Below are 20778 nucleotides of genomic sequence, written 5' to 3'. Positions count from 1 at the left end.
GGCACGTGCGCGGAGGCCCGGTCCGAACGAGTGGTTCAGCGGTCGCGGTTCAGACGCGTGGTCACCCAGAGCATCAGCAGCAGGATGAAGAGCGCGCCGCCACCGGTCAGGTAGGGGCTCAGGCTCTCGTGGTTGCCGCCGTGCTGCTCGGCGCCCTCCGAAGCGAGGACGACGAGGTTGTGGGCGGTGGTGGAGAGGCTCATCAGGCAGGTACCTATCGGGTCGGGGAGCGGGCGGAGACTTCCCTCACATCGTATGCGGGGCCCCGGGGCACGCTCACGCCGACTCAGGCGTTGGAGAGGATGGACGCAGTGCAGCACAGGCCGATCCAGGGGGAGGCGCCATGACGGACACCGGACTCGAGAAGACACCGGCCCGCGACCGCAGGAGGTTCCCGGGGATCTCCTCCCGGGCCTACGAACACCCTGCGGACCGCTCGGCGCTGGTCGCCCTGCGGAAGCTGAGCGGCTTCGACACGGTCTTCAAGGCCCTCAGCGGGCTGCTCCCGGAGCGGAGCCTGCGGCTGCTGTTCCTGTCGGACTCGGTGCGCGTGGGCGAGACCCAGTTCCCGCATCTGTACGGGATGCTGCGCGACGCCTGCTTCATCCTGGACCTGGAGAAGGTCCCCCAGATGTACGTGCAGCAGGACCCGCGGCCGAACGCCATGTGCATCGGGCTGGACGAGCCGATCATCGTGGTGACCACCGGGCTGGTGGAGCTGCTCGACGAGGAGGAGATGCGGGCGGCCGTGGGCCACGAGGTGGGCCACGCGCTGTCGGGCCACGCCGTGTACCGCACGGTGCTGCTGTTCCTGACGAGTCTGGCGCTGAAGGTGTCGTGGATCCCGCTGGGCAACATGGCGATCTCGGCGATCGTCACCGCGCTGCGGGAGTGGTTCCGCAAGTCGGAGCTGTCGGCGGACCGGGCCGGGCTGCTGGCGGGCCAGGACGTGAACGCCTCGATGCGGGGGCTGATGAAGATCGCGGGCGGCGGCAACCTGCACGAGATGAACGTCGACGCCTTCCTGGCCCAGGCCGAGGAGTACGAGTCGAGCGGCGACCTGCGCGACTCGGTCCTGAAGATCCTCAACGTGCTGCCGCGCACGCACCCCCTGACCGCGGTGCGCGCGGCCGAGCTGCGCAAGTGGTCGCTGAGCCGGGACTTCCAGCGGATCATGGACGGGCACTACCCGAAGCGGGACGAGGACAAGGACACCTCGGTGACCGACTCCTTCCGTGAGTCCGCCTCGCACTACGCGGACTCGGTGCGCGCGAGCCGGGATCCGCTGATGAAGCTGGTCGGCGACATAGCGGGCGGTGCGGGCGACCTGGGCGGGAGGCTGCGCGACCGGTTCACCGGCGGGTCCGGGTCCGGCGGCGACCCCTCCGCCCCGGCGGGCGGCGGGGACAAGGGCGCTACCGGACCGGGCTGACGGAGGCCGGAGGCGACGCCTGGGACCCGGCCGCGGGCGCCGGTCCGCCGTCCGGCCGGGCGGGCTCCGCGGACTGCGGGAGCCGGGCGGACGGCGGCTGCACGGACGGGGGCTGGGCCGTCGTGGCCGCCGCCGGGTCCATGATCCCGCACAGCCCGGCCGTGCGCCGGGGGTGGCCGCTGGCGTACGGGTCGCTCACGGGCGGGCCCACCGTGGTGGGACCGGCTCCGGCCAGCAGCGGGCGGAAGCCTCCGGCCGGGTCGGCGGCGCAGTCCTGGGGCCCGGCCATCGCGTAGGAGGAGGCCACCTCCGCCCGCCGGGCGGTGAGGTCGTCGTGGTCGAAGCGCAGCCTCAGCTCGCGCCGGACGGTGAAGAGCGAGGCGCCGTCGGGCCCGCTGGGCGGCCCGGACGCGCTCCGTACGGCGTACACGAAGGTGTGGTCGGTGGTGACCACCAGCGCCTCCGGGCCGATCTCCTCGAAGGCGAGGGTCCCGCTGACCCGGACGCGGGAGTCGGCCAGGGCGGCGGTCTGCGGGTCGAAGCGGACCAGCCAGCCCGTGGCGGCGTGCCGGCCGTCCCCCGAGGGCGTGGTCATGCTCTCGTCGAACTGGGCCAGCTGGCCGGGGTCCAGGAGCACCCGGACGGGCCGGGTGGCGGTGCCGGAGAGCACGTCGGGGTCCAGGGAGGACTGCACGAGGTAGTCCTTGGCGATGGACAGCGCGGCGAGGACCTGGCTCTCGGTGAAGTGCTGGGTGCGCCGTACGGCCGGCAGGGTGATCCCGGCCGCCCCGGTCCGGTAGTCGGCCGCGGGGCTCCGGGCGTAGAGGTCGGCCGGCTTCCCGCCGGGTACGGCGGAGGACGGCGTCAGGGGCACGACGGTGCTGCCGAGCGGCTCGGCCTCGCCGCCGGCCGGGGGCACGTAGGGGTTGCGCAGGCCCAGGTAGACGGCGACCGCGAAGGCCGTGGCGATGAGCAGGACGAGCAGCATGCCCTGGCGGGCCCCCCGGCCCGGGGTGCCGGTGCCGCGGCCCGGGGAGCCGCCCGACCAGATGGAGCGGCTGCGGACGGCCCGGGCGTGCTCGCCCATGCGTTCCTGGGCGGAGAACTCCTGGAGCCGGGCGGCACGGACGAAGTCCTCGTCGAACACCACCGACCGGTACTCCTCCGGGCGCAGCTCGTCGTCACCCCCGCCGATTCCCTCGGGGGTGCCGTTGGGCGGATCTCCTGGTACGGCCATCGCTTCTCCCCGCTGTCCCCGCTCCAGAGAAGCCCCCGGCTCCGGAACGGGCGAGCGGGGTCGTATCTTCAGGGTTGGCGGCCGACGGGGTACGTAAACGCGCCGACGCCGGCGACTTCCCCGAGCGGGGTACTGGCGGGGGCGGGTGCGGGGTCCGCTTCGCCCGCGGCGCTGCGGTAGACGGCGCTGAAGGCCAGCGCGACCATGCCGAGCCCCATGACGACGGCGAGCACCCAGGCGACCGGCCTCAGCCAGCCGGCCCGGCCGCGGTAGGGCCGCAGACTGCCGCCGTAGGCCCCGTACGGGCCCTCGGGGTAGCCGTAGTGGCCGCCCTCCCAGGCGGGGTCGTCCAGGGCGTAAGCGTCCGGGTGGCCGTGGTCGTCCTCGCCCGCCCAGCCTCCGGCGACGCGGGCGGCCTCGGCCTCGGCGCGGGCCCGGTCGGCGGCGCGCTGGCGTTCGGCCGCGCTCGGTTCATGGATCTCGGCGTTCCGGACGAAGTCCTCGTCGAACACCACGGAGGCGAAGTCCTGATCCGCGCCTCCGCGGTCGTCGTCGGGCTCCCCGTCGTCCGGGAACGGCTTGCCCCCCACGTCGTCCGGCACGGGAACAGCGTAGACCTGGGGGGCGGCTTTGGGCAGGGTGAAAGCCCGAATCCGGCCACACCGGGTCGAGGGCCCGGTTACCGGATGTGACCGTCGCCGGTGACGATGTACTTGGTGGAGGTGAGCTCGGGCAGGCCCATCGGGCCGCGGGCGTGCAGCTTCTGGGTGGAGATGCCGATCTCGGCGCCGAATCCGAACTGGCCACCGTCGGTGAACCGGGTCGAGGCGTTCACGGCGACGGTGGTCGAGTCGACCAGCTGGGTGAAGCGGCGCGCGGCGGCCTGCGAGGTGGTGACGATCGCCTCGGTGTGGCCGGAGGTCCAGCGGCGGATGTGGGCGACGGCGTCGTCGAGGGAGTCCACGACGGCGGCGGCGATGTCGTACGACAGGTACTCGGCGGCCCAGTCCTCGTCGGTGGCGGGCAGGGCGGTGACCTTGCCGCCCTCGGCGGCGGCCAGCACCCGCTCGTCGCCGTGGACGGTCACGCCGGCGTCGGCGAGGGCGTCGAGGGCGCGGGGCAGGAAGGCCTCGGCAATGCCGCGGTGGACGAGGAGGGTCTCGGCGGCGTTGCAGACGGAGGGACGCTGCGCCTTGGAGTTGACGAGGATGTCCACGGCCATGTCGAGGTCGGCCTGCGCGTCGACGTAGACGTGGCAGTTGCCGGTACCGGTCTCGATGACCGGGACGGTGGACTCCTCGACGACCGTCTTGATGAGGGAGGCGCCGCCGCGCGGGATGAGCACGTCGACGAGGCCGCGGGCGCGCATCAGCTCACGGACGGAGTCGCGGGACTCGCCGGGGACGAGCTGGATCGCGTCGGCGGGCAGGCCGGCGCTCTCGATGGCGTCGCGCAGGATGCCCACAAGGGCGGTGTTGGAGGCGTAGGCGGAGGAACTGCCGCGCAGCAGAACGGCGTTGCCGGACTTCAGGCAGAGCGCGGCGGCGTCGACGGTGACGTTGGGGCGGGCCTCGTAGATGATGCCGACGACGCCGAGGGGGACGCGGATCTGGCGCAGGTCGATGCCGTTGGGGAGGGTGGAGCCGCGGACGACCTCGCCGACGGGGTCGGGGAGGGCCGCGACGTCGCGCACGTCGGAGGCGATGGCGGCGACCCGCTCCGGGGTGAGGGTGAGCCGGTCGATGACGGTCTCGCTGGTGCCGGCGGCGCGGGCCTTGTCGATGTCCCTGGCGTTGGCCGCGACGATCTCGTCGGTACGGGCCGTCAGCGCGTCCGCGATGGCCAGGAGGGCCGTGTCCTTGGCGGACCGCGGGAGTGGGGCGATGGCCGCGGCGGCGGTGCGGGCGGCTGCCGCGGTGGCGAGGACGGGGGAGGTCGCGGTGGCGTCGTCGAGCGAGGTCATGCGGCCCAGGGTAATCCCCGGGCCCCCGGGCCCTCACGGGAGTTCCACCCCGCGAGACGACCCGGTGGCCGGAACCCGTGGCCGCTGCGCGGAGCCGTCTGCCCGCCCCGCCCTTTTACCGTTCCCGCCTCGGACGCCGGCGCGGCTGAAAGACCCTGGGGCTCCCCCCAGGCCCCACGCCTCAGACGTCGGCGGGGCTGGACCGGGCCGCCGGCCCCGGCCGGGGCCGGCGCCCCCGCCACCGGCGCGTCTAGTAGGGGTGCACGCCCACCGGATGGGCCGGGGGTGGGCCGTAGCCTTCCGCCACGCGTTGGTGGTACGTCGTGCGGTCGATGACCTCCAGCCCGACGATCTCCCAGGGCGGCAGCTGCGCCGTCGACCGGTGCTCGCCCCACAGCCGCAGGGCGACTGCCGCCGCGTCGTGGAGGTCTCGGGCCTCCTCCCAGTACCGGATCTCCGCGTGGTCGTCGGCGTACCGGCTGGTCAGCAGGAAGGGATGGTCGTGCGCGAGCTGCTCCAGCCCGCGCCGCACCTCCGGCAGCGGCGTCGGCTTGCCCGAGACGCTCAGCGTCACGTGCCAGAGGCGGGACACCGGGCCCGGTTCCCCACCGCCGGCGCCGTCCCCGGTACCGACGCTGGTCAGCGCTCGTCTCACCAGCCGCCTCCTGTCTGCGCTACGCGTGTCCGCACCTCACAGTTGACCAGTCCCCGGCCCGCCGCGCGGTGGTTTTCCCGAACCTCAGCCCTGCAGCAGGACCAGATCGTCCCGGTGCACGACCTCCCGCTCGTACGCGGGTCCGAGCTCCCGCGCAAGCTCGCGGGTGGAGCGTCCGAGGAGCTGCGGGAGTTCCTTGGCGTCGAAGTTGACCAGGCCGCGGGCCACCGCGACCCCCTCGGCGGAGCGCAGCTCGACGGGGTCGCCGGCCACGAAGTCGCCCTCGACGGCGGCGATCCCCGCGGGGAGCAGGGAGCTGCCGCGCTGGGTGACGGCGCGGACGGCGCCGTCGTCCAGGACGAGGTGCCCCTGCGGGGTCGAGGCGTGCTGGAGCCACAGGAGCCGGTCGGCCGAGCGGCGGCCGGTGGGGTGGAAGAGGGTGCCGGTCTCGCGGCCGGCCAGGGCGTCCGCCGCCCGGCTGGCGGAGGTGAGGACGACGGGGACGCCCGCCGCGGCCGCGATCCGGGCGGCCTCGACCTTGGTGACCATGCCGCCGGTGCCGACGCCCGCCTTGCCGGCGCTGCCGATGGAGACGTGGGCGATGTCCTCGGGCCCGCGCACCTCCTCGATGCGGGTGGTGCCGGGCAGCGAGGGGTCCCCGTCGTAGAGGCCGTCGACGTCGGAGAGCAGGACGAGGAGGTCGGCGCGGACCAGGTGGGCCACCAGGGCGGCCAGCCGGTCGTTGTCGCCGAAGCGGATCTCGTCGGTGGCGACGGTGTCGTTCTCGTTGACGACGGGCGTGGCACCCATGGCCAGGAGCTGGTCCAGGGTGTTGAACGCGTTGCGGTAGTGCGCGCGCCGGCTGGTGTCGTCGGTGGTGAGCAGCACCTGGCCCACGCGGACGCCGTAGCGGGCGAAGGAGGCGGTGTAGCGGGCGACGAGCAGGCCCTGTCCGACGCTGGCGGCCGCCTGCTGGCGGGCCAGGTCCTTGGGGCGGCGGGCCAGGCCGAGCGGGGAGAGTCCGGCGGCGATGGCTCCCGAGGAGACCAGGACGATCTCCTTCTCGCCGCCGCTGCGGGCCTTGGCCAGCACGTCGACCAGCGCGTCCACGCGGTCGGCGTCGAGCCCGCCCGCCGCGGTGGTGAGGGAGGAGGAGCCGACCTTGACCACGATCCTGCGGGCGTCCACGACACCCTGCCTAGCCGCTGACACGTCTTTCCCCTCGCACACGCACGAAACCGACCAACCAACGGGTCAATCTACGGGGTCGCCCGCCGGCCCCGCCCGCCGGTTTCAGCCCCTGGACGCGGAACCCGCCCCGGCACGCTCCGGTGCGGCCGCCGCGGCGGCGCCCGTGCCCGGGATGAGGATCCTGCGGGAGAGCAGGAAGGTGAACGGGATGGCCACGACGGCGGCGGCCAGCGGGGCGATCCGCGTGTCCATGCCCGCCCAGCTCACCAGGGCGTAGAGGCCGACGGACTGGATCGCGTAGTTGGTGACGTTCGTCAGCGGGAAGAGCAGGAACTTCTTCCAGGTGGGGCGGGTGCGGTAGGTGAAGTAGGTGTTCATGAAGAACGAGCCGACCATCGACAGCAGGAAGGCGAGGGTGTAGGCGGCGAAGTACGGCATCCACGGGTGCAGCAGCAGGTAGATGCCGAAGAACGTGCCGGTGTTGACCCCGCCGACCAGGGCGAAGCGGAAGATCTGGCCGAGCTGGTCGCGGCGGGCGGGGGCGCTCATCGGCCGCCGCGCTCCGCGACGACCGGCTCCGACGCCGCGGAGGCCGGGCCGGCGCCGTGGGCCTCCTTGACCAGGAAGTGCGGGCGGCGCTTGGTCTCGTAGTAGATGCGGCCGATGTACTCGCCGATCAGACCCAGCATGATCATCTGCATTCCGCCGATGCCGGCGATCATCGCGATGATCGTGACGTAACCGGGGGCGTCGATGCCGTTGGTGATCGCCATCACAGTGATCCACAGCGCGTACAGGCCGGTCAGCGCGACCAGCGACACGCCGAGCCAGATGCCGATGCGCAGCGGGCGGTTGTTGAAGGAGATCAGCCCGTCCATGCCGTAGTTCAGCAGGGAGGCGAACTTCCACTTGGTCTCGCCCGCCTCGCGCTGGGCGTTCTGGTAGTCGAAGTGGACGGTGTCGAAGCCGATCCAGGAGAAGAGGCCCTTGGAGAAGCGGTTGTACTCGGGGAGCGCGAGCAGGGCGTCCACGGCGGCCCGGGACAGCAGCCGGAAGTCGCCGACCCCGTCGGTGAGCTCGACGTCGACCCAGCGGTTGACCCCGCGGTAGTAGAGGCGGCTGAGGGCCGAGCGGAGCTTCTTGTCCCCTTCGCGGGTGCGCCGGGCGATGACCTGGTCGTGGCCCTGGCGGTAGTGCTCCAGCATGGTGGCGATGAGCTCCGGCGGGTGCTGGAGGTCCGCGTCCATGATCACCACAGCGTCGCCGGTGGCTTCGCGCAGGCCGGCGAGCATGCCCGCCTCCTTGCCGAAATTGCGGCTGAAGGAGACGTAACGGGTACGGTCGCCGTGCTCGGCGGCGATCTTCCGGAGTTTGCCGAGGGTGCCGTCGCGGCTGCCGTCGTCGACATAGCAGACCTCGTACTCGACGGGCAGGGCGTCCAGAACCTTGCGGATCTCCTCGTCGAAGCGGTCGATGACGGCTTCTTCGTTGTAACAGGGGACAACTACCGACAGCTTGGTCATGGGCACTTCCTGCTGGGGTCCGAACGGGTGATTGTCGGCGACCGGACCCGCGACTCACCTCTTCCTTAGAAGTATGCACGGCGGAGGTCGCCCTGCCCGAGTTGTGTGCGGCACACGGTAGCTTTGACGGGATAAGCGGAATGGAACGAAGGGATCGAGGTGCACGTGCCTGACGTCTCCGTGGTCGTCATCGTCTACAACGACGCAGAGCGTCTGCCGACAGCCGTCCGGTCGGTTTTGGACCAGACCCTCAGCGGGGTCGAAGTCGTGATCGTGGACGACTGCAGCAAGGACCGGTCCTACGAGGTGGCCCGGGAGCTCGAAGCGGCGAACCCGGGGCGGGTCCGCGCCTTCCGGCTGCCCGAGAACAGCGGCGGCTGCGGCGCGCCCCGCAATCACGGCATCCAGCAGGCCGCCGGCACCTACGTCATGTTCCTGGACAGCGACGACGTCCTGGAGCGCAACGCCTGCCGCAACATGCTGGCCGCCGCCGAGCGCACCGGCTCCGACCTGGTCTCGGGCATGTGCGTGCGCGTGCACCTCGACAACCGCTGGGGCAAGACCACCGAGTGGTACCCGTGGATCTACGCGCGCACCCGCACGCTGGAGTCGATCACCGAGTACCCGGACCTGCTGGTCTACGACACCCTCTCCACGAACAAGTGCTACCGGCGCTCGTTCCTGCTGGAGCAGGGCCTGGAGTTCCCGGTCGGCATCCACTACGAGGACCTGCTGTTCTCGGCCCAGGCCTACGTCGCGGCCCGCCGCATCACGCTGATCCCCAACCACGTCTACTACTGGAACGTGGTCGAGAAGGCCGCCGCCAAGTCGATCAGCAACCGGCGCCACGAGATCGCGAACTTCGTCCACCGGATGGAGATCCACCGCCGGGTCGACAGGCTGCTGGCCGCCAAGGGCCACACCGCCATCAAGTCCGCCAAGGACGCCAAGTTCCTCAAGCACGACCTGGTGCTGCACCTGCGGGACCTGCCGCTGCTGAGCGACGCGTACCGCCAGGAGTTCGCCCGGCTCGCCAACGGCTACCTGGCCGGCATCGACCCGGGCGCGTACGAGCACGTCACCCACCTCCAGGCCATCTGCGCCTACCTGCTGGGCAAGGAGGACTGGAAGAACCTCCTCGCGGCCGCCGACGCGATGACCAACAAGGGCCGCCTCTCCTCCCCGCTGGCCGAGCGCGACGGGCGGATCTACTGGTGCGCCGGCCACCTCGACGACGCCGAGGGCCGCCGGATACTGGACGTCACCGACCAGGGCTTCCACACCGCGCCGCTGTCCTCCCTGGCCCTGGGCAACCGGCTGACCTCGTACGAGGACGACGGACGCGGCACCGTCACCCTCTCCGGCGCCGTCGTCAACCCGCTGGGCCGGATCGCTGAGGACGTCCCGCTGTCCGCCTCCCTGGAGTTCCGGGCCCGACGGCAGATCGGCGTGCGCTCCTTCAGCTTTCCCGTGGCAACCGTGCGCCACGCAGGCGACACGATCGAGTGGAGCACCACCGCCGACGTCGGCGGCACCGTCCGCCCCCTCGGCATCATCGACGCCGTCTGGGACGTACGCCTGAAGCTGACCGCCGGCAAGAACCGGATGACCACCCGCGTCTCGGTCGGCGGCGTGGACCTGGACTCCGCGGCACGCCTGCGGGTCCGCCCGCGCCTGACCCGGCTGGTCTCCGACCGCTTCGAGCCGGAGATGACCAAGAAGGGCAACCTCTCCTACGTCCTGACCGCCGAGGGCCCCGCCGCCGTCCGCACCCAGTCGCTGATCAGCAGCGCGATGCACGGCAGAACCGCCGGAGTGGTCAAGCGCAGCCTGCGCCGGGCCCTGAAGGCGCGCCGCAACATCGGCTCGGGCGAGCAGAAGGTGAAGGTCTACCACGAGGTCTTCTCGAAGCTGCCGGTCAAGAAGGGCACGGTCGTCTTCGAGAGCCACATGGGCAAGCAGTACAGCGACAGCCCGAAGGCCATCTACGAGGAGCTGGTCCGCCAGAACGCCCCCTTCGAGGCGATCTGGTCCTACGCGGGCGCCAAGCCCACCGGCTTCCCCAAGGAGGCCACGCTGGTCAAGCGCTGGAGCTGGCAGTACCTGCGGGCGCTGGCGCAGGCCGAGTACTGGGTCGACAACCAGGGCTTCCCGCTGGCGCTGTCCAAGCGCCCGGGGACCACGTACATCCAGACCTGGCACGGCTCCGCCCTCAAGCGGATGGGCTTCCACGAGCCCCGCACCAAGGCCCAGGGCAAGCCCGCGCAGGACCGCTTCCAGGCGGCCGTCAACCGCTTCGACCACTTCCTGGTCCGCTCCGAGCACGACGTCCGCACCCTCGCCAAGGGCTTCCGGCTCCGCGACGAGGTGCTGCTGCGCACCGGCTACCCGCGCAACGACGCCCTCGTCGAGGCGCACCTCGCCGAGGCGGACAGCGGGGAGCGGGTGCGCGGGCCGCTCGCCGCCGAGCTGGGCCTCGACCCCGACAAGCGGGTCCTGCTGTACGCGCCGACCTTCCGGGCCACCGCGGACGGCGCGGTGGAGGGATTCGAGTTCCCCTTCGACGTGGAGGAGTTCGCCGACCGGCTCGGCGACCGCTGCACGCTGCTGGTGCGCACGCACTACCTCAACAGCGTCTCCCTGCCGCCGTCGGTCGCGGGCCGGGTGATCGACGTCTCCCGGCACCACGACATCACCCCGCTGCTGGCGCTCGCGGACGGGCTGATCACCGACTACTCGTCCGTGATGTTCGACTACGCGGTGCTGGACCGGCCGATGATCTTCTTCGCGTACGACTACGAGGAGTACCGGACCGACATCCGCGGCACCTACTTCGACCTGAAGGACAAGGCCCCCGGCCCGGTGGTGGCCACGGCGGACGAGCTGATGCAGGCCGTCGCCGCCTTCGACGAGGCCGATGCCAAGTACGCCGAGGCCCGCCAGCGGTTCCTCGCCGAGTTCGGCGAGTACGACCGCGGGGACGCCGCCCGCCAGATCGTCGAGAAGTTCTTCACCAGGAGCGCCAAGTGAGCCGGGACATCTTCATCGTCTCCAACAGCGTGGACGAGCTCGGCGGTGTGACCACCTGGTCCCACCAGATGGCCCGGCTGTTCACCGACCGCGGCCACCGCGTGCACATCGTCGGCATCGCCCCCGTCGCCGAGGAGATCCGGCAGAAGCTGCCCGCCGGCCTCCCGTACGAGACGACCACGCTGTACGAGACCCACCCGCCGAAGGCCCGCCGGCTGCACGGCATCAAGGGCCGCCTCAACGCCCCCGAGCGGCGCCGCCAGGCGGCCCGGCGGGCCGGCATGCGGGCCAGGGCCGAGCAGCTGAGCGAGATGTTCCGGGCGGCCGGCCCGGGCGCCGTCGTGATCGTCACCCAGGTCTGGGCGATGGAGTGGGTGGCCCTCGCCGACACCAAGGGGCTCTCCGTCATCGGCATGAGCCACGAGTCCTTCGAGGCCAGCCAGAAGTCCACCCGCGGCGACCGGGTCCGCCGCTGGTACCCGGAGGTCGACCGGCTGCTCGTCCTCACCCCGGAGGACGCCGACCTGTGGATCCGGGCCGGCATGGAGAACGTCGACAGCATGCCGAACCCGCTGCCGTTCATGCCGGACTCCCCCGCCCCGCGCACCGCGAAGGTCGTCGCGAGCGTCGGCCGCCTCGCCTTCGAGAAGGGCGTGGACCTGCTGCTCGACGCCTGGGCGGACGCCGCACCGCGCCACCCCGACTGGACCCTGCGGATCTACGGGGCGGGCACCGAGGAGGACACCCTGCGGGCGCACTGCGCCTCCCTCGGGCTGGACGACTCCGTGAAGTGGATGGGCAGCACCGACGACGTCCTGGGCGCGCTGAGCGGGGCCTCCGTCTTCGCCCAGGCCTCCCGGGCCGAAGGCTTCCCGATCACCCTGCTGGAGGCGATGGCGGCGGGACTGCCCGTGGCCGCGTTCGACTGCGCGCCGGGCGTGCGGGAGATCGTGCGGCACGGCGAGGACGGCCTGCTGGCCCGCCTCGGCAACACGATGGAGCTGGCCGGACACCTCGACACCCTGATGTCGGACGCCGACACCCGCGACCGGCTCGGCGACGAGGCCTTCCGCAGCGTGCGCCGCTACTCCAGCGCGGAGATCACCGACCGGTGGGAGAAGCTGTTCGCCTTCCTGGAGCGCTGACCGCCCGCACACCGTACGAAGCCGCCCGCCCCGGACCTGTTCCGGGGCGGGCGGCTTCGTGTGCGGCAGAGCCCCGTCAGACCGTGTGGGCGTCCTTGCGGCGGTCGCGGCCCGTGCCCGCGCGGTTGGCCTCCCAGCCCGCCCAGGCCGAGCTGATCATCTCGCGGACGTCGTGCCGCGCCTTCCAGCCCAGCTCCGCGGCGATCCGGTCGGCCGAGGCCACGACCTTCGCCGGGTCGCCGGGACGGCGCGGGGTGACCACCGGCGCGTACGTGTGCCCGGTGCCCTCGTTCAGCAGCTCGACCATCTCCTTCACGGAGACGCCCTCGCCGCGCCCGATGTTGACGGTGAGGTCCTTGTACTCGCCCGCCACGCCCCACTCGGCGAGCCTGCGGGCCGCCACCACGTGGGCGTCCGCCAGGTCCTCGACGTGGATGTAGTCGCGGATGCAGGTGCCGTCCGGGGTCGGGTAGTCGTCCCCGAAGATCCGGGCGCCCTCGCCGGCGTCGTAGCGCTCGAAGACCATCGGGACCAGGTTGAAGACCCCGGTGTCCGCGAGCTCGGGAGCGGCCGCGCCCGCCACGTTGAAGTAGCGCAGGCAGGCCGTGGAGATGCCGTGGGCCCTGCCCGCGGCCCGGACCAGCCACTCGCCGGCCAGCTTGGTCTCGCCGTACGGGCTCAGCGGCTTGCAGGGGGTCTCCTCGGTGACCGAGTCCACGTCGGGCATCCCGTACACCGAGGCGGAGGAGGAGAAGAGGAAGTTGCGGATGCCGGCCTGGGCCACCGCCGCGAGCAGGACCTGGAGGCCCTCCACGTTCTCGTGGTAGTAGTACAGCGGCTTCTCGACGGACTCGCCGACCTGCTTCTTGCCCGCCAGGTGCACCACGCCGGTGATCTTGTGCTTGGCGAGGGCCTCGTCCAGGGCCTTGCGGTCCAGCACCGAGGCCGTCACCAGGGGCACTCCTTCCGGTACGCGGTCCTCGCGGCCGGTGGACAGGTCGTCGAAGACCACGACCTGCTGCCCCGCGAGCAGCATCGCGCGGACGACGTGCGCGCCGATGTATCCGGCGCCACCGGTGATCAGAAACGTCATGCGTGTCTCCCGAGCTCTAGCGTGACCTGCGCGTGCGGGCGCGGTCGAGGCGGTTGCGTACGAAGGTCAGCGCGCCCCCGGCACCGGGGGCGAGGCGCAGCGCGAGCGCGCCGGAGGCCGTGCGGTAGGGCTGCGCCAGCAGAACACCGTACCGGCTGCTGGGCAGGGCCCTGCGGCGGAGCAGTCCGCCCAGGGGGCGCAGCGAGGTGACGGGGGAGCTCCCGTCGGCGCAGTCCACGCCGGCCCGGACGTCCCAGCTCTGCATCCCGCGCAGGCCCCGGCGGCGGCCCTCGGCGGCCAGCGCGGCGAGCCTGAAGGGGACCTCGGCGGTCCAGCCGTCCCCGTCGGCGGCGGGCCGCAGCTCCGCCGGGCGCACCAGGACGGGATCGCCGCCGGTGCGGGGCAGGAAGCTCAGCCGGACGGTCCGCGGGCCGGCCACGGCGAGCCGCCCGTACAGGTCGCGCACCCGGACCCGGACGGCCGCTCCCCCGGCGGGCCGGGCGTCGACGGTCAGGGGGAGCTCGGCGACGGGCAGGGCGGCGAGCCCGTCCAGCGGGACCGGCACCTCCTGGCTCCACACCGGCTCCCCCGCGGCGTCCGCGGCGTACGGCGGCAGCAGCCGGGCGGGCTCGGCGGCGAGGCCGGTCATCAGCCGCTCGACGTCGGCGGGCGGGGCCGCGGAGGCCAGCAGCACACGGGCGGTCCAGCGGGCGCGGGCGGGGGCCGCGTCGAGGTCGGCCGCGTCGAAGCCGGCCAGGTAGTCGCGCGTCAGGGTCCACCAGGCGGCCCGGTAGCCGGGGTCCTTGCCGAGCTCGCGCAGGTACATGCGCAGGTCGTAGTCGAGGAACTTCACCCGGCAGGCGTGCCCCAGCTCCGGGGAGGCCGCGGCGAGGATGTCGGCGGCGGTGCGGTGGGCCTCGACGCGGGAGCTCCAGTTCCCGATGTCCTTGCGGTCCAGGGAGATGGACACCTGGGCGGCGCTCCGGCGCACGTGCCACACGTAGACGAGGTCGCCGACGACCGCGATGCGGGGGGCGGCGGCCAGGACGCGGGAGGTGAAGACGAAGTCCTCGTAGACGAACCGGCCGTCGGGGAAACGGATGCCGTGCCGGTCCAGGAAGGCGCGCTCGTACAGCTTGTTGACGCAGAGGGTGTCGCGGACCAGCTCCGGCCGGTCGGCGGGCGTCTCGACGACCTCGCCCGGGGTGTAGAGCCCGGGCATCCACGGCACGTCGCGGCCCTCCGGCAGCTCGCGCCGGACGCACGCGCCGACCGTGACGGGGGCGCGGTGCTCCTCGGCCGCCCGGACCAGGGCCTCGGCCGCGCCCGGCGGCAGGACGTCGTCGCTGTCCAGGAAGAGGACGTACGGGGAGGTCGCGGCGGCGATCCCGTCGTTGCGCGGGGTGCCGCAGCCGCCGCTGTTCTCCGTACGGTGGACGACCTTCAGGCGCGGATGGGACGCGGCCAGCTCGTCCAGGACCCGCGCGGTCGCGTCCGAGGAGGCGTCGTCGACCGCGATGACCTCGGCGACCACCGGGCCCTGGGCGAGGGCCGAGGAAACGGCCTCGCCCACGAGCCCGGCGTCGTTGTACGCGATCACGACCACGGACACCGAGGGGGTGTCACTGCTGGAATTGCTGCTGCTCACCCGCAGGATCCTAGGCGAACGGCGTAAAGCCGGCTTCAATCCGCCGTGACGGACCTCCACGGCCGGCCCGGAGGGGACGGCCGTGGAGGGGGACGGATCAGAGCGGACGGATCAGAAGGGACGGAACTCGTCGTACTCCTGCTGGGCGGCGTCGCCGCGCTTGGCTTCCTTCTCCTTGCGGCGCTGGGTGGCCGGACGCGGGGCCTCCATGCGGTGGTCCTCACCGCGGCGGCCCAGCATCTCGGCGCCGGCCATCATGGTCGGCTCCCAGTCGAAGACGACCGCGTTGTCCTCGGAGCCGATGGCGACGCCGTCGCCCGCCTTGGCACCGGCCTTCTTCAGCGCGTCCTCGACACCGAGGCGGTTGAGCCGGTCGGCGAGGTAGCCGACGGCCTCGTCGTTGTTGAAGTCGGTCTGGCGGACCCAGCGCTCCGGCTTCTCGCCGCGCACGCGGTACACGTCCTCGGCCTCGTCGTAGGTGACGGTGAAGCCGGCGTCGTCCACGGCCTTCGGGCGGATGACGATGCGGGTCGCCTCCTGCTTGGGCGTGCGGGCGCGCGCCTTGGCCACGACCTCGGCGAGGAAGTAGGAGAGCTCCTTGAGGCCCGTACGGGCGACCGCGGAAACCTCGAACACCTTGTAGCCGCGGGCCTCCAGGTCCGGGCGGACCATCTCGGCGAGGTCCTGGCCGTCGGGGATGTCGACCTTGTTGAGCACCACCAGGCGGGGGCGCTTCTCCAGGCCGCCGCCGTAGAGCTTGAGCTCCTCCTCGATGAGGTCGAGGTCGCCGACCGGGTCGCGGTCCGACTCCAGGGTGGCGGTGTCCAGGACGTGCACGAGGACCGAGCAGCGCTCGACGTGGCGCAGGAACTCCAGACCGAGGCCCTTGCCCTGGCTGGCGCCGGGGATCAGGCCGGGGACGTCGGCGATCGTGTAGACGGTCGAGCCGGCGGTGACCACGCCCAGGTTCGGGACGAGGGTCGTGAAGGGGTAGTCCGCGATCTTCGGCTTGGCGGCGGAGAGCACCGAGATCAGCGAGGACTTGCCGGCGCTGGGGAAGCCGACGAGCGCCACGTCGGCGACGGTCTTCAGCTCCAGGACGATGTCGCCCGTGGTGCCGGGGACGCCGAGCAGCGCGAAGCCGGGGGCCTTGCGGCGGGCGGAGGACAGCGCGGCGTTGCCGAGGCCGCCGCGGCCGCCCTCGGCGGCCACGTACGTGGTGCCCTGGCCGACGAGGTCGGCGAGGACGTTGCCCTCCTTGTCGAGGACGACGGTGCCGTCCGGCACGGGCAGGATCAGGTCCTGGCCGTCCTTGCCGGAGCGGTTGCCGCCCTCGCCGGGCTTGCCGTTGGTGGCCTTGCGGTGCGGGCTGTGGTGGTAGTCCAGCAGGGTGGTGATCGCCTGCTCCACCACCAGGACGACGTCACCGCCGCGGCCGCCGTTGCCGCCGTCGGGCCCGCCCAGGGGCTTGAACTTCTCCCGGTGAACGGAGGCGCAGCCGTGGCCTCCGTTACCCGCGGCGACGTGCAGCTCGACGCGGTCCACGAAGGTGGTCATGGGTGTTCCTCCAGATACTTACGGGAATGTCCCGGACAGGCCTTGCTGCCCATTAAACGTTGTCTGTGTGACAACGCGCCGAGGGCGGACCTCTCTTCCCGGCATGCGCCAGGAGGAGTTGAGATCCGCCCTCGGGGTGTTACGAACGCGTGTGATTCAGCAGGAGCTGGATCAGGCGGCCGGAACGATGTTGACGACCTTGCGGCCACGGTGCGTACCGAACTGCACCGCACCCGGCAGCAGCGCGAACAGCGTGTCGTCGCCACCGCGACCGACACCCGCACCCGGGTGGAAGTGGGTGCCGCGCTGGCGGACGAGGATCTCGCCGGCGGAAACGACCTGACCGCCGAAGCGCTTCACGCCGAGCCGCTGAGCATTGGAATCGCGCCCGTTCCGGGTGGACGATGCGCCCTTCTTGTGTGCCATGTCTCAGTCCCTCTTACTTCGCAGCCGCGGGGATACCGGTGACCTTGATCGCCGTGTACTGCTGACGGTGACCCTGGCGACGGCGGTAGCCGGTCTTGTTCTTGTAGCGCAGGATGTCGATCTTGGCGCCCTTGTGGTGGTCCACGACCTCGGCCTGGACCTTGATGCCCGCCAGGACCCACGGGTCGCTGGTCACGGCGTCGCCGTCGACAACGAGCAGGGTCGAGAGCTCGACCGTGTCGCCAACCTTGGCAGTGGAAATCTTGTCAACCTCAACGATGTCGCCGACAGCAACCTTGTGCTGGCGACCACCGCTGCGCACGATGGCGTACACGCGGATCTCTCTCTCACTCGGGGCGGATACTCCTGAAGCCAGCCGCTCACGCGGGCCGGGGCCCACGGTGATCCGGAATGGACGAGCGGCCTCTCCCGTGTCCCGTCCGCTTGCGCGGAGAGTGCGGGAGGAAGGTGCTCAGGAGCGCGGCGCGCGCTGCACGGTAAACGTCCAGGACACGCCGACGGTCTAGGTTACGGGGCCGGTTCCGGAGGGTCAAACCGGGCCCCGCGCGCCCGTGGGGCCCCACCCTTCGGCGGGGCCCCGCGGACAGGGCGTCGATCAGGCCTCGGCCGGAGCCGAGACGGACGGCGGGGTCTGCTGCTCCGCCGCCGCGGTCTTCTTCGTCGCCCGCTTCGCGGCGGTCTTCTTGACCGTCGTCGTCTTCTTCGCAGCGGTCTTCTTCGTGGCCGCCGCCTTCTTGGCGGGGGCCTTCTTCGCCGTGGCCGCCTTCTTGGCCGGAGCCTTGCGGGTGGCCTTCTTGGCCGGCGCCGGGGCCTCGGCCTCGGCGTCCGCCTCGACTGCGGGCTCGGCCGCGGCCTCGGGCTCGACCGGAGCGGCGGCCTCGGCCGCGGGGGCCTCGACGACCACGATGGCGGCCTCCGCCGCACCGGCCGGTGCGGTGGCCCTGCGGACGGCACGGCGGCGCGGACGCGCCGGGGCGGCCTCCACGACCGGCTCCGGCTCGACGACCGGCTCCGGCTCGACCACGGCCGGGGCGGCCGGCTCGGGCTCGGCGGCGGCCTCCACGACCGGCTCCGGCTCGGGCTCCGCCTCGACCACGACCTCCACGACCGGCTCGGGGGCCGGGGCGGTGGCCTTGCGGGTCGCCCGGCGACGGGTACGGCCCTTCGGCGCGGCCTCCTCGGCCACCGGAGCGGCCTCGACCGTCTCCACGGCCTCCACCGCCTCGGCGGCGGCCTCCACGGCCGGCTCCAGCACCGTGTCGGCGGGCTCGGTGACCGGCTCGTCCACGACGACCGGGGTCACCGGCGCCGGGGCGGCCTGCCGCTCACCACCGCCGCGCGGGGTGCCCGCCGGAGCGGTCGCCTTGCGGGTGGCGCGGCGACGGTTGCGCCGCCCGCTGATGCCCGCCGCGGCCTCGGCCTCGGCCGGGCTGCTGTACAGCTCCTCACCCGGGACGAACTCCGGCTCCGGCAGCGCCCGCGGCGCGGCGGCCTCGGCGGCCACCTCCGCCTCGGTCTCGGCCTCCAGCACCTCGGCCTCGACGGTCTCGACCGTCTCCAGCTCGTGCTCGTGCTCCAGGGCACGGCCGCCGCGGCGCTTGGCGCGCTTGCCGTTGCCGCCGCCGCCGACCGCGGCCGGGGTGTCCATGTGGACGATGACACCGCGGCCGTTGCAGTGGACGCAGGTCTCGGAGAAGGACTCCAGCAGGCCCTGGCCCACCCGCTTGCGGGTCATCTGGACCAGGCCCAGCGAGGTGACCTCGGCCACCTGGTGCTTCGTGCGGTCGCGGCCCAGGCACTCCAGCATCCGCCGCAGGACCAGGTCGCGGTTGGACTCCAGGACCATGTCGATGAAGTCGATGACGACGATGCCGCCCAGGTCGCGCAGCCGCAGCTGGCGCACGATCTCCTCGGCCGCCTCCAGGTTGTTCCGGGTGACGGTCTCCTCGAGGTTGCCGCCCTGACCGGTGAACTTGCCGGTGTTGACGTCGATGACGACCATCGCCTCGGTCTTGTCGATCACCAGGGAGCCGCCCGAGGGCAGCCACACCTTGCGGTCGAGCGCCTTGGCGAGCTGCTCGTCGATCCGGTACGTCGCGAAGACGTCCACCTCGGAGGTCCAGCGGGACAGCCGGTCGGCCAGGTCCGGGGCCACGTGGGACACGTAGCCGTGGATGGTCTCCCACGCCTGGTCACCGCTGATGATGACCTTGGAGAAGTCCTCGTTGAAGATGTCGCGCACGACGCGGACGGTCATGTCCGGCTCGCCGTACAGCAGGCTCGGCGACGAGGTCGTGATCTGCTTCGACTTCTTCTGGATGTCCTCCCACTGCGCCTGCAGACGCTCGACGTCGCGGCGCAGCTCGTCCTCGCTCGCGCCCTCGGCGGCGGTGCGCACGATGACGCCCGCGTCCTCGGGGACGATCTTCTTGAGGATGGTCTTCAGGCGCGCGCGCTCGGTGTCGGGCAGCTTGCGGCTGATGCCGGTCATCGAGCCCTCGGGCACGTAGACCAGGTAGCGGCCGGGCAGCGAGACCTGGCTGGTCAGGCGGGCGCCCTTGTGGCCGATCGGGTCCTTGGTGACCTGCACCAGGACCGACTGGCCGGACTTGAGGGCGGACTCGATGCGGCGCGGCCCGTTGGCCATGCCGAGCGCCTCGAAGTTGACCTCGCCGGCGTACAGGACGGCATTGCGGCCCTTGCCGATGTCGATGAAGGCGGCCTCCATCGACGGCAGCACGTTCTGGACCTTGCCCAGGTAGACGTTGCCGACGTACGAGGTGGCCTCTTCCTTGTTGACGTAGTGCTCGACGAGCACGTTGTCCTCGAGGACGCCGATCTGGGTGCGCTCGCCGGCCTGGCGGACGACCATCACGCGCTCGACGGCCTCACGACGGGCCAGGAACTCGGCCTCGGTGATGATCGGCACGCGGCGGCGGCCCTGCTCGCGACCCTCGCGGCGGCGCTGCTTCTTCGCCTCCAGGCGGGTCGAGCCCTTGATGGACTGGACCTCGTCGGACGGCTCGGCCTTCTCGCGTGCCGGGCGCGGCTCGCGGACCTTGACGACGGTGCGGACACCGTCCTCCTCGCCCGCCTCTACCTCGGCGGCGTCACCGCTGCGGCGGCGACGGCGACGGCGACGGCGGCTGGAGGAGGAACCGAGGGCCTCTTCGGCCTCCTCGTCCTCTTCCTGCTCGGCCTCCTCGTCGGCGGCCTCGGCCTCCTCCTCGGCGGACTCGTCGAGGTCGGCGGCCTCACCGCGACGGCGGCGACGGCCACCACGGCGACGGCGGCGCGAGGGGCGGTCGCCCGACTCGTCACCCTCCTCCTCGTCGAGCTCGGCGGCCTCGGCCTCCGGCTCCTCCTCGGCGGACTCCGCCTCGGCCACGACGTCGGCCAGGGTCACGGGCTCGGCGGCGCCACGACGGCGACGGCGACGACCGGCAGGCTGGGCGGCGACGGGGGCCTGGACCTCGGCGGCCTCGGCCTCTTCCCCGGCCTCTTCCTCCTCGGCCTCCTCGGCGGCGGCAGCGGCCGCGGCGGCGAGGGCGGCGGTCTCCGGGGTCTGGAACATCGGCTCGGCGAAGACCGGGGCCTGGAAGACGGCCACGGCCGGACGTGCGGCGCGGCGGGCGGCACGGTTCGGGGCGGCGGGCGCCTCCGGCTCGGCGGCGGCCTCGGGCTGCGCCGGGGCGGCGGCCGGGGCGGCGGCACGGGTGGCGCGGCGACGGCCCCGCTTGGGGGCGTCAACGGCGTCGGCGACGGTGACGGCGCGGGTGGCGGCCCTGGGGGCCTCCTCCACGGCCGGGACCTCCTCGGCGGGCTCCTCCGCCGGGGCCGGGGCGGCCTCGGCGGCA

General features: G+C 72.6%; 17 protein-coding genes. 3 read left to right on the top strand and 14 right to left on the bottom strand.

Going from position 1 to position 20778, the window contains the following annotated elements; translation table 11 throughout:
* Positions 1–35 precede the first annotated feature (35 nt).
* Positions 36–203 carry a hypothetical protein gene (locus tag ACFY15_RS21455; RefSeq protein WP_366453043.1) on the bottom strand — a complete coding sequence of 56 codons (168 nt, stop codon included), beginning with the start codon at positions 201–203 and terminating at the stop codon, positions 36–38.
* A gap of 140 nt (positions 204–343) precedes the next feature.
* On the opposite strand from ACFY15_RS21455, the gene ACFY15_RS21450 reads away from it, so the two are divergent.
* Complete coding sequence (locus tag ACFY15_RS21450; protein ID WP_390689047.1) at positions 344–1432, top strand: M48 family metallopeptidase; 1089 nt, start codon at positions 344–346, stop codon at positions 1430–1432.
* Here ACFY15_RS21450 and ACFY15_RS21445 read toward each other — a convergent pair.
* The 7 genes from ACFY15_RS21445 to ACFY15_RS21415 form a co-directional block, all read right to left on the bottom strand.
* Positions 1416–2669 (bottom strand): hypothetical protein, encoded by a 1254-nt coding sequence (locus ACFY15_RS21445; protein WP_390689046.1) that lies wholly within the window; start codon positions 2667–2669, stop codon positions 1416–1418. The two genes, ACFY15_RS21450 and ACFY15_RS21445, sit on opposite strands and share 17 nt — an antisense overlap.
* Positions 2670–2737: 68 nt before the next feature.
* Positions 2738–3271 (bottom strand): hypothetical protein, encoded by a 534-nt coding sequence (locus ACFY15_RS21440; RefSeq protein WP_390689045.1) that lies wholly within the window; start codon positions 3269–3271, stop codon positions 2738–2740.
* Positions 3272–3348: 77 nt separating this feature from the next.
* Positions 3349–4632, bottom strand: a complete 1284-nt coding sequence (locus ACFY15_RS21435) for a glutamate-5-semialdehyde dehydrogenase (protein ID WP_390825938.1) — start codon at positions 4630–4632, stop codon at positions 3349–3351.
* Between the two features lie 250 nt (positions 4633–4882).
* Entirely contained in the window at positions 4883–5290 is a 408-nt protein-coding gene (locus ACFY15_RS21430; protein ID WP_390689163.1) for a hypothetical protein, read from the bottom strand.
* 81 nt (positions 5291–5371) lie between these two features.
* Positions 5372–6499 carry a glutamate 5-kinase gene (gene proB / locus ACFY15_RS21425; protein ID WP_390689043.1) on the bottom strand — a complete coding sequence of 376 codons (1128 nt, stop codon included), beginning with the start codon at positions 6497–6499 and terminating at the stop codon, positions 5372–5374.
* Between the two features lie 81 nt (positions 6500–6580).
* The gene (locus ACFY15_RS21420) at positions 6581–7027 is read right to left on the bottom strand and encodes a GtrA family protein (protein ID WP_390689042.1); all 447 of its coding nucleotides are present in this window, start codon (positions 7025–7027) and stop codon (positions 6581–6583) included.
* Positions 7024–8001 (bottom strand): glycosyltransferase family 2 protein, encoded by a 978-nt coding sequence (locus tag ACFY15_RS21415; RefSeq protein ID WP_390689041.1) that lies wholly within the window; start codon positions 7999–8001, stop codon positions 7024–7026. Before ACFY15_RS21415 ends, ACFY15_RS21420 begins: the two co-directional genes overlap by 4 nt.
* Before the next feature lie 159 nt (positions 8002–8160).
* Between ACFY15_RS21415 and ACFY15_RS21410 the strand changes: the two genes are divergently transcribed.
* Together ACFY15_RS21410 and ACFY15_RS21405 are read left to right on the top strand one after the other, a co-directional pair.
* Positions 8161–11031: a CDP-glycerol glycerophosphotransferase family protein gene (locus tag ACFY15_RS21410; protein ID WP_390689040.1), complete on the top strand. Its 2871-nt coding sequence runs from the start codon at positions 8161–8163 to the stop codon at positions 11029–11031.
* On the top strand, positions 11028–12176 hold the full coding sequence (locus ACFY15_RS21405) for a glycosyltransferase (RefSeq protein ID WP_390689039.1): 1149 nt from the start codon (positions 11028–11030) through the stop codon (positions 12174–12176). The genes ACFY15_RS21410 and ACFY15_RS21405 overlap by 4 nt, the downstream gene beginning before the upstream one ends.
* 76 nt (positions 12177–12252) lie before the next feature.
* Here the strand turns inward: ACFY15_RS21405 and galE are convergent, their stop codons facing one another.
* The 6 genes from galE to ACFY15_RS21375 all read right to left on the bottom strand — a co-directional run.
* A complete protein-coding gene (gene galE / locus ACFY15_RS21400; RefSeq protein ID WP_390689038.1) occupies positions 12253–13269 on the bottom strand; it encodes a UDP-glucose 4-epimerase GalE in 1017 nt (338 codons plus the stop codon).
* A 16-nt stretch (positions 13270–13285) separates the two neighbouring features.
* Positions 13286–14917 (bottom strand): glycosyltransferase, encoded by a 1632-nt coding sequence (locus ACFY15_RS21395; RefSeq protein WP_390825937.1) that lies wholly within the window; start codon positions 14915–14917, stop codon positions 13286–13288.
* 111 nt (positions 14918–15028) lie between these two features.
* Positions 15029–16474 (bottom strand): GTPase ObgE, encoded by a 1446-nt coding sequence (gene obgE, locus ACFY15_RS21390; RefSeq protein WP_390689036.1) that lies wholly within the window; start codon positions 16472–16474, stop codon positions 15029–15031.
* Positions 16475–16645: 171 nt separating this feature from the next.
* Positions 16646–16900, bottom strand: a complete 255-nt coding sequence (rpmA, locus tag ACFY15_RS21385) for a 50S ribosomal protein L27 (protein ID WP_007264038.1) — start codon at positions 16898–16900, stop codon at positions 16646–16648.
* 13 nt (positions 16901–16913) lie between these two features.
* Positions 16914–17234 (bottom strand): 50S ribosomal protein L21, encoded by a 321-nt coding sequence (gene rplU / locus ACFY15_RS21380; RefSeq protein WP_042812502.1) that lies wholly within the window; start codon positions 17232–17234, stop codon positions 16914–16916.
* Positions 17235–17516: 282 nt separating this feature from the next.
* On the bottom strand, positions 17517–20778 hold a 3262-nt coding region (locus tag ACFY15_RS21375), incomplete at its 5' end, for a ribonuclease E/G (RefSeq protein WP_390825936.1).

The organism is Streptomyces sp. NPDC001373 (genome assembly GCF_042895815.1).
Taxonomy (GTDB): Bacteria; Actinomycetota; Actinomycetes; order Streptomycetales; family Streptomycetaceae; genus Streptomyces.
This window is presented reverse-complemented; position numbering and strand designations above follow the sequence as displayed.

Bases quoted from the DNA above. Each gene is read 5' to 3' on its own strand.
- ACFY15_RS21455 (WP_366453043.1), bottom strand. From the start codon at position 203: ATGAGCCTCTCCACCACCGCCCACAACCTCGTCGTCCTCGCTTCGGAG.
- ACFY15_RS21450 (WP_390689047.1), top strand. From the start codon at position 344: ATGACGGACACCGGACTCGAGAAGACACCGGCCCGCGACCGCAGGAGG.
- ACFY15_RS21445 (WP_390689046.1), bottom strand. From the start codon at position 2,669: ATGGCCGTACCAGGAGATCCGCCCAACGGCACCCCCGAGGGAATCGGC.
- ACFY15_RS21435 (WP_390825938.1), bottom strand. From the start codon at position 4,632: ATGACCTCGCTCGACGACGCCACCGCGACCTCCCCCGTCCTCGCCACC.
- ACFY15_RS21420 (WP_390689042.1), bottom strand. From the start codon at position 7,027: ATGAGCGCCCCCGCCCGCCGCGACCAGCTCGGCCAGATCTTCCGCTTC.
- ACFY15_RS21415 (WP_390689041.1), bottom strand. From the start codon at position 8,001: ATGACCAAGCTGTCGGTAGTTGTCCCCTGTTACAACGAAGAAGCCGTC.
- galE (WP_390689038.1), bottom strand. From the start codon at position 13,269: ATGACGTTTCTGATCACCGGTGGCGCCGGATACATCGGCGCGCACGTC.
- obgE (WP_390689036.1), bottom strand. From the start codon at position 16,474: ATGACCACCTTCGTGGACCGCGTCGAGCTGCACGTCGCCGCGGGTAAC.
- rpmA (WP_007264038.1), bottom strand. From the start codon at position 16,900: ATGGCACACAAGAAGGGCGCATCGTCCACCCGGAACGGGCGCGATTCC.